Origin of the sequence: Streptomyces sp. NPDC000410 (assembly GCF_040300305.1) — a bacterium.
GTDB lineage: Bacteria > Actinomycetota > Actinomycetes > Streptomycetales > Streptomycetaceae > Streptomyces.
The window spans coordinates 109,434-119,719 of the sequence record NZ_JBEPDM010000021.1; the positions used below are offsets into that span (position 1 = coordinate 109,434).

7 protein-coding genes and 1 pseudogene are annotated in these 10,286 nt (G+C 71.7%); 3 read left to right on the forward strand and 5 right to left on the reverse strand.

Annotation, left to right across the window (positions count from 1 at the left end; all coding sequences use genetic code 11):
* Positions 1-102: 102 nt before the first annotated feature.
* Positions 103-3,090, forward strand: coding sequence for a bifunctional [glutamine synthetase] adenylyltransferase/[glutamine synthetase]-adenylyl-L-tyrosine phosphorylase (locus tag ABT342_RS21780; protein ID WP_351576227.1), 2,988 nt, complete (start codon positions 103-105; stop codon positions 3,088-3,090).
* Positions 3,091-3,120: 30 nt separating this feature from the next.
* Here ABT342_RS21780 and ABT342_RS21785 read toward each other — a convergent pair whose 3' ends face one another.
* Both ABT342_RS21785 and ABT342_RS21790 read right to left on the reverse strand, forming a co-directional pair.
* Positions 3,121-3,825, reverse strand: a complete 705-nt coding sequence (locus tag ABT342_RS21785) for a hypothetical protein (RefSeq protein WP_351576196.1) — start codon at positions 3,823-3,825, stop codon at positions 3,121-3,123.
* Between the two features lie 93 nt (positions 3,826-3,918).
* Positions 3,919-4,527 carry a TetR/AcrR family transcriptional regulator C-terminal domain-containing protein gene (locus ABT342_RS21790; RefSeq protein ID WP_351576199.1) on the reverse strand — a complete coding sequence of 203 codons (609 nt, stop codon included), beginning with the start codon at positions 4,525-4,527 and terminating at the stop codon, positions 3,919-3,921.
* Between the two features lie 142 nt (positions 4,528-4,669).
* Between ABT342_RS21790 and ABT342_RS21795 the strand changes: the two genes are divergently transcribed.
* Positions 4,670-6,265 (forward strand): APC family permease, encoded by a 1,596-nt coding sequence (locus ABT342_RS21795; RefSeq protein WP_351576202.1) that lies wholly within the window; start codon positions 4,670-4,672, stop codon positions 6,263-6,265.
* 11 nt (positions 6,266-6,276) lie between these two features.
* Complete coding sequence (locus tag ABT342_RS21800; RefSeq protein WP_351576205.1) at positions 6,277-7,860, forward strand: amidohydrolase; 1,584 nt, start codon at positions 6,277-6,279, stop codon at positions 7,858-7,860.
* 189 nt (positions 7,861-8,049) lie between these two features.
* Here the strand turns inward: ABT342_RS21800 and ABT342_RS21805 are convergent, their stop codons facing one another.
* The 3 genes and pseudogenes from ABT342_RS21805 to ABT342_RS21815 form a co-directional block, all read right to left on the reverse strand.
* Positions 8,050-8,928, reverse strand: coding sequence for a phosphatase PAP2 family protein (locus ABT342_RS21805; protein WP_351576208.1), 879 nt, complete (start codon positions 8,926-8,928; stop codon positions 8,050-8,052).
* Between the two features lie 87 nt (positions 8,929-9,015).
* The gene (locus ABT342_RS21810) at positions 9,016-10,050 is read right to left on the reverse strand and encodes a LacI family DNA-binding transcriptional regulator (RefSeq protein ID WP_351576211.1); all 1,035 of its coding nucleotides are present in this window, start codon (positions 10,048-10,050) and stop codon (positions 9,016-9,018) included.
* A 25-nt stretch (positions 10,051-10,075) separates the two neighbouring features.
* Positions 10,076-10,286 (reverse strand): annotated as a pseudogene (locus tag ABT342_RS21815) (alpha-glucosidase); the annotation flags it as partial.

The following is a 10,286-nucleotide window of genomic DNA, read 5'->3' on the forward strand; positions in this document are numbered from 1 at the left end:
ATGTGCGGACCCTGCCCGGCGACGGGGTGGCGGTCGAACCCCTCGCGATCCGCCCCCTCGGGCTACGCTCGGAACCGGATGACCTTGATCGGAGGCGGCGGGATGACGGTGCCGGGGCGCAGAAGCAGTACGTTCACCCGTTTGCTGCGGCACGGCTTCACCCACCCCGCCGCCGCCGAGCGGCTCCTCGACCTGCCCGAGATGGCGCCCGTGCGCGCCGACTCCGTCCTCCTCGACGCGCTGGGCGCCACCGCCGACCCCGATCTCGCGCTGCGCGGGCTCGTCCGCCTGGTGGAGGCGCAGGAGCCCGACGAGCGGCGGGGCCTCCTCGACACGCTGATCTCCGCGAAGCCGCTGCGCGACCGGCTGCTCGGCGTGCTCGGCGCGTCCGAGGCGCTCGGTGACCACCTGGCGCGGCACCCGCGCGACTGGCACGCGCTGGTGACGTACGAGGCGGCCGATCTGCACCCCGGGGTCGAGGAGTTCGAGCAGGGGCTCGCCGAGGCCACCGATCCCGTCTCGCTGCGGGTCGCCTACCGGCGCTGTCTGCTGTCCATAGCGGCCCGTGACGTGTGCGGGACGACCGACGTCGCCCAGACCGCGGCCGAACTCGCCGACCTCGCGACCGCGACACTGCGTGCCGCGCTGGCCATCGCCCGCACCGCCGCGCCCGACGACGCCGGTGCCTGCCGCCTCTCGGTGATCGCCATGGGAAAGTGCGGCGGCCATGAGCTCAACTACGTCTCCGACGTCGACGTGATCTTCGTCGGGGAGCCGGCCGAGGGCGCCGACGAGGGCAAGGCGCTCAAGGCCGCGACCCGGCTCGCCTCGCACCTGATGCGGATCTGTTCGGAGACCACCGTGGAGGGCTCGATCTGGCCGGTCGACGCCAATCTGCGCCCGGAGGGCCGCAACGGTCCGCTGGTGCGTACGCTCTCCAGCCATCTCGCGTACTACCAGCGGTGGGCGAAGACCTGGGAGTTCCAGGCGCTGCTGAAGGCCCGGCCGGTGGCCGGGGACCCGGAGCTCGGCGCCGCGTACATCGAGGCCGTGTCCCCCCTCGTCTGGCAGGCCGCGGAGCGCGAGAACTTCGTCCCCGACGTGCAGAAGATGCGCCGCCGGGTCGTCGACAACATCCCCGTCGCGCAGATCGAACGCGAGCTCAAACTCGGCCCCGGCGGGCTGCGGGACGTCGAATTCGCCGTACAGCTGCTGCAGCTGGTGCACGGGCGCAGCGACGCGACGCTGCGGAGTGGCACCACGCTCGACGCGCTGAAGGCGCTCGCGGCCGGCGGCTATGTGGGGCGGGTGGACGCGGCGCAGCTGGATGAGGCCTACCGCTTCCTGCGCGCCATGGAGCACCGCATCCAGCTGTACCGGCTGCGGCGTACGCACCTCGTGCCCGAGGGCGAGGAGGACCTGCGCCGGCTCGGCCGCTCGCTGGGGCTGCGCACCGATCCGGTCGCCGAGCTGCAGCGGGAGTGGCGGCGGCACTCGACGGTGGTGCGGCGGCTGCACGAGAAGATCTTCTACCGGCCGCTGCTGGACGCCGTCGCGCAGCTCGCGCCCGGTGAGACCCGGCTCAGCACGACGGCCGCCCGACAGCGCCTGGAGGCGCTCGGATACGCCGATCCGGCCGCCGCGCTGCGCCATCTGGAGGCCCTGTCCTCCGGCATGACCCGCAAGGCGGCGATCCAGCGGACGCTGCTGCCGGTGCTGCTGGGCTGGTTCGCGGACTCGGCCGACCCGGACGCGGGCCTGCTCGGCTTCCGGAAGGTGTCGGACGCGCTCGGCAAGACCCCCTGGTATCTGCGGCTGCTGCGGGACGAGGGCGCGGCCGCGGAGAACCTGGCGCGGGTGCTCTCGGCCGGGCGCCTCGCCCCCGATCTGCTGCTGCGCGCCCCGGAGGCGGTGGCGCTGCTCGGCGACCCGGAAGGGCTGAAGCCGCGCGGCCGCGAGCCGCTGGAGCAGGAGGTGCTCGCGGCGGTCGGCCGCGCGGACGGCGCGGAGGCGGCGGTGGCCGCGGCGCGCGGAGTGCGGCGCCGGGAGCTGTTCCGTACGGCCGCGGCGGATCTGATCAGTTCGTACGGCACCGAGGACAGTCCCGCCGAGCACGACCCCGGCGCCCTCGTCGACCGGGTCGGGACCGCCGTCACCGACCTCAACGCGGCGACGATCGCCGGCGCGCTGCGGGCCGTCGTACGCGAGCGGTGGGGCGAGACCCTCCCGGCCCGCTTCGCGGTGATCGGCATGGGGCGTTTCGGCGGCCACGAGCTGGGATACGGCTCCGACGCGGACGTCCTGTTCGTGTACGAGCCGCGCGAGGGGGAGGACGAGCAGGAGGCGGCCCGCGCCGCGAACACCGTCGTGTCGGAGATGCGGCGCCTGCTCCAGGTCCCCACCTCCGACCCGCCGTTGCTGATCGACGCCGACCTGCGCCCGGAGGGCAAGAGCGGCCCGCTGGTGCGTACGCTCGCCTCGTACGCCGCCTACTACCGGCGCTGGTCCCTGGTCTGGGAGAGCCAGGCCCTCCTGCGCGCCCAGCCGATGGCGGGGGACCAGGATCTGGGCGCGCGCTTCATCGAGCTGATCGACCCCCTGCGCTATCCGATGGAGGGCCTGGGCGAGGACGCGGTCCGCGAGATCCGCCGCCTCAAGGCCCGTATGGAGACCGAACGCCTGCCGCGCGGCGCCGACCCGAACCTCCATGCCAAGCTCGGCCGGGGAGGGCTCAGCGACGTCGAATGGACCGTCCAGCTCCTCCAGATGCGCCACGGCTGGGCGGAACCCGGCCTGCGCACCACCCGCACCCGCGAGGCCCTCGCGGCGGCCCGGTCCGCGGAGCTCCTGTCCACCGAGGACGCCCAGATCCTCGACGAGGCCTGGGTCCTGGCGACCCGCGTCCGCAACGCCGTGATGCTGGTCCGCGGCCGCCCGGGGGACACGTTCCCCTCGGACGTCCGCGAACTGGGCGCGGTGGGGCGGTACCTGGGGTACGGCCCGGGGCATGTGGGGGACATGCTGGACGACTACCGGCGTACGACGCGCAGGGCGCGGGCGGTGGTGGAGGAGCTGTTCTACGGGGCGTGACGCCCCGGTCGGGGGGCGCGCCCGGCTCCCCTACGCGCACGTGAACGAGAGCGGTGCCTGGTCGGTCTTTCCCTTGGACGGACCGGTGAGGATCTTCACCACCACTTTGCCGGAATGGACTTCCCCGGCCTTGTCGGGGGATGCCCCGTAGGTCTTTGTCTCTTCCTTGGTTCCCGGCCCGGTGAATTCGACCTTTCCGGGAGCGCCCCCGCCGAAATCGCCTTTGTGGGTGAGGTCCCAGCGGTAGTCGACGGTCCCCGCGCCCGAGGACGTGATCTTGATGGTCATGGTGAACGTCAGGGGGTTGCAGCTCGGCGTACCGCTGTTCGGTGTGATCTGCACGTCCAGGTCCGTGACCTCCGGTCCCTTCTCCACCGGGACCAGCGAGCATCTTATGGTCTTGCCGTTGAGTTCCTGGGCGACGTATCTCCCCCTCGGAACCGTCGACTGGAAACTCCCGTCATCGGACGTCGTGCCACTGACGCTGAATTTCTGATCTGCCGAGCGGGCCGTCACCACTTTCTGTTTGGTGAATCCGGAGAGCCTGAGAACGTATGTGGGTTTGCGTTGTGCGTCCGGCTTTCCCCTCGTCAGCTCGCACTTCGCGACGGTGGGAGCGGCGGAAACGGAGGAAGGCCGCTCTTCCGGGTGTCCAAGCGCGGAGACGGCCGGAGCGAACGCGACCGACGAAACGAACAGCGGGGTGACGAGGGCGAGACAAGGGTGCCGTTTCATGTTCTTCCCTCCGCGGCAGGAATGAGCGGCCCATGGGAACGGGACCAGTGTGGCGGCCGGAGCGTGACGGGAGTGTGACGGCGGCGTCACGTGTCACGCGGCGGCAAGCAGTCCGCGGAAGTGCGCGATGCAGCCCGCCAGTGCCAGTTCGAACGCCGCGTCCGCCCGCCCCGGCGCCACCGCCGCGAGTGCGCGGGCCAGCTGCGGGGTGGCCGTCTCGTCGGGGAGCTCCCACATGGCTTCCGGGGCCGCGAGATCCAGGGCCGAGCCCAGGACCAGGTTCTCCAGGGCGATGATCACGCCCATGACGTCCTCCAGGGCGAATCCGGCGCCCAGGAGCACGCCCACGGCCTGCTCGTACTGTTCGAGGACCTTGGGGGCGCGCACCGGGGAGGTCATCAGCAGGGGGATCACCCGGGGGTGTGCGGCGAAGGCGGCACGGTAGGACCGGGCCCAGGCCGCGAGGGACGCGTCCCAGGTGCCGAGGTCCAGTGTCGAGGCGTCGATCGCCGAGCAGACCCGCTCGCGCATCAGTTCGACGATGCCGTCCCGGCCGTCCACATGGTGGTACACCGACGCCGTCTGCACCCCGAGCCGGCGCGCGATCCCCGGAACGCTGAATTCCCCTTGCTCCGCCACGAGTTGGAGCGCGGTCGAGGTGATCCGCTCGCGGTCCAGCAGTGGCGTGCGCGGCCGTCCCATGAATCGTCTCCCGCCGTGAGGTCTTCCCGTACTCCCGCACCGGAGGCTACATTGCGCCAACCGAAAGCCTTTAGGTTTCTGGCCCACCGGCCGTCGCCTCCAGCTGGTCCCCCGTTCACCTGCCAGAAGGGCTCCCCGATCCATGTCCGTGACCTCCGAGGCGAGAGCCGAAACGGCCTCTCCCACCCTCCGCACCGGCACGCTCGGCACCTCCGACATCGCCTTCTTCGTGGTGTCCGCCGCCGCCCCGCTGACCGTGATGGCCGGTGTCGCGCCCATCGCCATCGTCCTCGGCGGCATCGGCGCCCCCGCCGGATACCTCATCGCCGGCATCACCCTCGCGATCTTCGCCGTCGGCTTCACCACGATGAGCCGCCACGTCCGCGGCGGCGGCGCCTTCTACGCGTACATCACCCAGGGCCTCGGCAAGCCCGTCGGCATGGGCGCGGCCCTCCTCGCCCTGATCGGCTACAACGGCATGGAGATCGGGGTGTACGGGCTGCTCGGCACCGCCACCGCCGACACCGCGCACGCGCTCTGGGGCATCGACATCCCCTGGCTGCCCGTCTCGATCGCCGGGCTGCTGCTCATCTGGTGGGGGGGCTTCCGCTCCATCGACTTCGGCGCGAAGGTGCTGGGCGTCCTGCTGGTCGCCGAGACCGGCATCCTGGTGCTGCTCGCGGGCGGCGTGCTGCTGGAGGGCGGCGCGAGCGGACTCTCCCTGGACTCCTTCACCCCGGGGAACGTCCTGGTCCCCGGCACGGCCGCGGTCCTCGCCTTCGCCTTCACCGCGTTCACCGGCTTCGAGTCCACCGTGATCTACCGCCGCGAGGCCCGCGACCCCGGCCGCACCATCACCCGGGCCACCTACATCGCCGTCGGCTTCCTCGGCCTCTTCTACGCCTTCATCGTCTGGACCGTGATCCAGGCCTTCGGGAACGAGGCCGTCGTCAAGGCCGCCGGTGACGACGCGGGCGGGCTGTTCTTCTCCGCCATCACGACGTACGTCGGAGCCTGGGCCGCGGACCTGATGCACATCTTCATCGTCACCAGCATCCTGGCCTCGCTCCTCGCCTTCCACAACGCCATCAACCGGTACGGGCTCGCCCTCGCCGAGGAGGGCGTCCTGCCCAGGTCCTTCGCGAGGATCCACCCCCGCCACCGCTCCCCGTACATCACCGGAGTCGCCCAGACGGTCCTCGGCGCCGCCATCGTCCTCGGCTTCGCCCTGGCCGGTGCCGATCCCTACACCCAGCTGCTGCTCTGGGTGAACACCCCTGGGGGAATCGGCCTGATGGCGCTCCAGCTGCTCGCCGCGATCGCCATACCCTGTTACTTCCGCCGGATCACCCACAACGAGGGCGTCGTGCGCACGGTGATCGCACCCGTCGTCGCCGCCGTGCTGCTCGCCGGAGCGATCGTGCTGGTCGTCTCCAAGATCGACGTGTTCACCGGAGCGTCGAGCACGGTCAACACCATCCTCGTCGCGCTCATCCCGTCGGTGTTCGTCATCGGGCTGCTGCTCGCGTGGCGACTGCGCCGCAGCCGCCCCGAGGTGTACGCCCGGTTCGCCACGGAGCCGGCCGAGCCGCAGGAGCAGGCCGAACCGGCCGAGCCCACCGCACCGGCCGCCTCTGCCGAGCCCACCGCACCGGCCGCCTCTGCCGAGCCCACCGAACCGGCCGCCTCTGCCGAGCCCACCGCACCGGCCGCCACCGCCGCCCAGCCCCTCGCCTAAGGAGTACGTGCGTGCCCACCGCCGACCTCATCCTCACCGGTGCCCGCGTCCGCACCCTCGACCCCGGGCGCCCCGAGGCGACCGCCGTCGCCGTCAAGGACGGCCTCATCGCCGCCGTGGGCGACGACGGGGACGTACGGGACTGGCGCGGACCCGGCACCGAGACCGTCGACCTGGCCGGGGCCACGCTCACGCCCGGCCTCACCGACAGCCACAGCCACCCTGTCTGGGGCCTGGAAATGGCCACCGGCCTCGACCTCTCCGCCGTGCGGGACCTCGACCAGCTACGGGCCGAGCTGCGGGCCGCCGGCGCCACCCGCGGCTGGGTGATCGCCTGGGGCCTCGACCACAACGTCTTCGGCGGCCGCCCGGTCGACCGCGCCCTGATCGAGGACGCCGTCGACGGCGCCCCCGCCTTCATCCGGCTCTACGACGGGCACTCCGCCCTCGTCAGCGGCGCCGCGCTCAGGGCGGCGGGCATCACGGGGCCGCGTACGTTCGCCCAGCGCTCCGAGATCGTCTGCGACGCGGACGGCCGGCCCACCGGGCACCTGATCGAGCACGCGGCGATGGCCCTGGTCAGCGCGGTGATGCCGAAGCCGTCGTACGACGAGCGGCGGGCCCGGCTGGTCGAGCTGCTCGCCGCCATGGCCGCGACCGGGCTGACGGGCGCGCACGTCATGGACCTGGGCGAGGGTGACGTACCCGAACTGCTCGCCGCCGTAGAGGAGGACCACGTCCTGCCGCTGCGGCTGCGCCTCGCCCCCTGGTGCATGCCGGGGGCCGGGGCGGAGGAGCTGGACGAACTCATCGCGCTCCAGAAGCTCGGCGGCAGGCACTGGCGGGTCGGCGGCGTGAAGTTCTTCATGGACGGCACGGTGGAGGGCGGTACGGCGTGGCTGGAACACGAGGACTGCCACGGCCAGGGGACGGACGCGTTCTGGCCGGACCCGGCCGCGTACTCGGCCGCCGTGCGGCATCTGCACGCGGCCGGGGTGGGCACGGCCACGCACGCCATCGGGGACCACGCCGTCCGGCATGTGCTCGACACGGTGGAGTCGCTGGGGGAGAGCGGGCGGCTGCGGCACCGGATCGAGCACATCGAGACCCTGCCGGACGACCAGATCGCCCGGTTCGGGCAGCTCGGGGTGATCGCCTCCATGCAGCCTCCGCACACGGCGTACACGCGGGCCGACCACACCGACGAATGGTCGAAGCGGCTGGGTGAGGAACGGGCCGCGCGGGCGTGGCGCTGCCGCGATCTGCGGGACGCGGGCGCGGTGGTCGCGCTCGGCTCGGACTGGCCGATCGCGCACTACGACGCCCGTCAGGTGCTGGCGATGGGGCGCGCCCCGCACGGGGCGGCCTCGCTGGGGCGCGGGCTGACGGGCCTGATGTCCCTGGAGGGCTGCACGTCGCACGCGGCGGTGGCGGCGGGCGAGGCCTCCGTCGCGGGCCGGGTCGCCGCCGGCTTCCGCGCCGACCTCACGGCCTTCGCCCTCGACCCGGTGACCGCCTCACCGGACGAACTCGCCGAGTCCCCGATCCGCCTGACGCTGACGGGCGGCCACGTGACGCACCGGGCCGCGCCTTGAGCCCGTCCGGCGTTTGAGGACGGACACACGGGTCCACTGGACGGGGTGCGGGGCGCACATGTAGCCCGTCCGGCGCTTGAGGACGGACACACCGGTTCACCGGACGGGTGCGGCACGCTTCAGGCCCCCAGGGCACAGGGTCACGTAACGGCGCCCGGCCCCGGGGGTTGTGCCCACCCGTTCCTCCCCCTAGAACTCCGTTCTGGGGGGACCCCCAGCGGAACGCATGCCCACAACAGGTACAACGTCCCGCGGCAAGCGGTGCGGCAGCGCCCCGTACCAGACGTACGACACCGCGTACCCGAACCCCAGGCAGATCAGCCCGCCCACCGCGTCCATCCAGAAGTGGTTGGCGGTCGCGACGATCACCACCAGCGTCAGGGCCGGGTACAGCAGGCCCAGGATCTTCGCCCACGGGGCCGACGCCACCGCGACGATGGTCAGTCCGCACCACAGCGACCAGCCCATGTGCATCGACGGCATCGCCGCGTACTGGTTCGACATCTGCTTCAGATCGCCCGAGGCCATCGAGCCCCAGGTGTCGTGCACGCGCACCGTGTCGATGAAGTGCTGGCCGCTCATCAGCCGCGGCGGGGCCAGCGGGTACATGTAGTAGCCCACGAGCGCGATCCCCGTGGTCGCGAAGAGCACGAGCCGCGTGGGCGCGTAGCGGCCCGGATGCCGTCGGTAGAGCCACACCAGCAGGCCGAGTGTCACCACGAAGTGCAGCGTCGCGTAGTAGTAGTTCATCGTCACGATCAGCCATGTCACCGAGTTCACGGTGTGGTTGACCGTCTGCTCGAACGCCGTCCCCAGGGCCTTCTCGACCTCCCAGATCCAGTCGGCGTTCCGCAGGGCCTGTGCCTTCTGCTCCGGCACCCCGTTGCGGATGAGCGAGTACGTGAAGTAACTCACCGCGATGAGCAGGATCTCGACCCAGATCCTCGGTCGCCGGGGCGCCCGCAGCTTGAGCAGCCCGCCACGTTCCGGTGCGAGCTCGGCCCTGCTCACCATGGGTGAGGGGGCGGCCGTCCGGCTTTCCAAAGATTTCACGGTCGTTTCACCCATAGGGGCAGAGTCTGCCAGATACATCACCCGCGTTCGATCATCCCCCTGCCATCCCCCCGCCCCGTCCGCACCGCATGCGGTGCGGACCTACGAGGCGGCTGCGACCCCTGGCCCAGCGGCGGTTGAACCGCGTACCACCAACTCCGGCATGAAGACGAACTCGCTGTGCGGAGCAGGGGTGCCGCCGATCTCCTCCAGCAGTGTGCGTACCGCCGCTTGGCCCATCGCCGGCACCGGCTTGCGGATCGTCGTCAGCGGCGGGTCGGTGAACGCGATCAGCGGGGAGTCGTCGAAGCCGACGACCGAGACGTCGTCCGGTACTTCGAGCCCGCGCTGCCGCGCCGCGCGGATCGCGCCGAGCGCCATCATGTCGCTCGCGCACACGATCGCCGTGCAGCCTCGGTCCATCAGCGCGGACGCCGCGGCCTGGCCGCCTTCCAGGGTGTAGAGGGAGTGCTGGATCAGCTCGGACTCGATCTCCTGGTCCGTCAGGCCGAGCTGCTCGCGCACCGTCTTGACGAAACCCTCGATCTTCCGCAGAACCGGGACGAATCGCTTGGGTCCGAGGGCCAGTCCGATCCGGGTGTGCCCGAGGGAGACGAGGTGGGTCACCGCCAGCCGCATCGCCGCCCGGTCGTCGGGGGAGATGAACGGCGCCCGCACGTGCGGCGAGAAGCCGTCGACGAGCACGAACGGCACGCCCTGGGCGCGCAGCTTCTCGTAGCGCTGCATGTCGGCGCTCGTATCGGCGTGCAGCCCGGAGACGAAGATGATGCCGGAGACCCCCCGGTCCACGAGCATTTCGGTGAGCTCGTCCTCCGTGGAGCCGCCGGGGGTCTGGGTGGCCAGCACGGGCGTGTAGCCCTGGCGGGTCAGCGCTTGTCCGATGACCTGGGCCAGGGCCGGAAATATGGGATTTTCCAGTTCGGGGGTGATGAGTCCGACAAGTCCGGCGCTGCGCCTGCGCAGCCGTACGGGGCGTTCGTAGCCCAGGACGTCGAGTGCGGCGAGCACCGATTCGCGGGTGGCCGCGGCAACGCCTGGCTTGCCGTTGAGCACTCGGCTGACCGTCGCTTCGCTGACCCCCGCCTGTGCTGCGATGTCGGCAAGCCGTGCGGTCATGGGATTGGACTGTACCGGGCGCATGTCAGATTGCCCACCAGGTGCTGGAGTCGGCGGGAAGCAGGACCGTCCCGCCGGTGAACTCGGGGGTGGCGGAGGAGAGCAGCATGGTTCCGGGGGTGGGGATGGGGGCGGGTTGGGCGGTGGTGTTGGTGGTGCAGACGAATCCGTCGCGGGCGAGGGCGAGGACGCCGTCGGGGGCGTCCAGCCAGGTCACGTCCGTGCCCGCGCCCAGG

Excerpts from the sequence above, each read along its gene's own strand:
- ABT342_RS21810 (WP_351576211.1), bottom strand. The coding sequence starts at position 10,050 with ATGACCGCACGGCTTGCCGACATCGCAGCACAGGCGGGGGTCAGCGAA.
- ABT342_RS21785 (WP_351576196.1), bottom strand. The coding sequence starts at position 3,825 with ATGAAACGGCACCCTTGTCTCGCCCTCGTCACCCCGCTGTTCGTTTCG.
- ABT342_RS21780 (WP_351576227.1), top strand. The coding sequence starts at position 103 with ATGACGGTGCCGGGGCGCAGAAGCAGTACGTTCACCCGTTTGCTGCGG.
- ABT342_RS21805 (WP_351576208.1), bottom strand. The coding sequence starts at position 8,928 with ATGGGTGAAACGACCGTGAAATCTTTGGAAAGCCGGACGGCCGCCCCC.
- ABT342_RS21790 (WP_351576199.1), bottom strand. The coding sequence starts at position 4,527 with ATGGGACGGCCGCGCACGCCACTGCTGGACCGCGAGCGGATCACCTCG.
- ABT342_RS21795 (WP_351576202.1), top strand. The coding sequence starts at position 4,670 with ATGTCCGTGACCTCCGAGGCGAGAGCCGAAACGGCCTCTCCCACCCTC.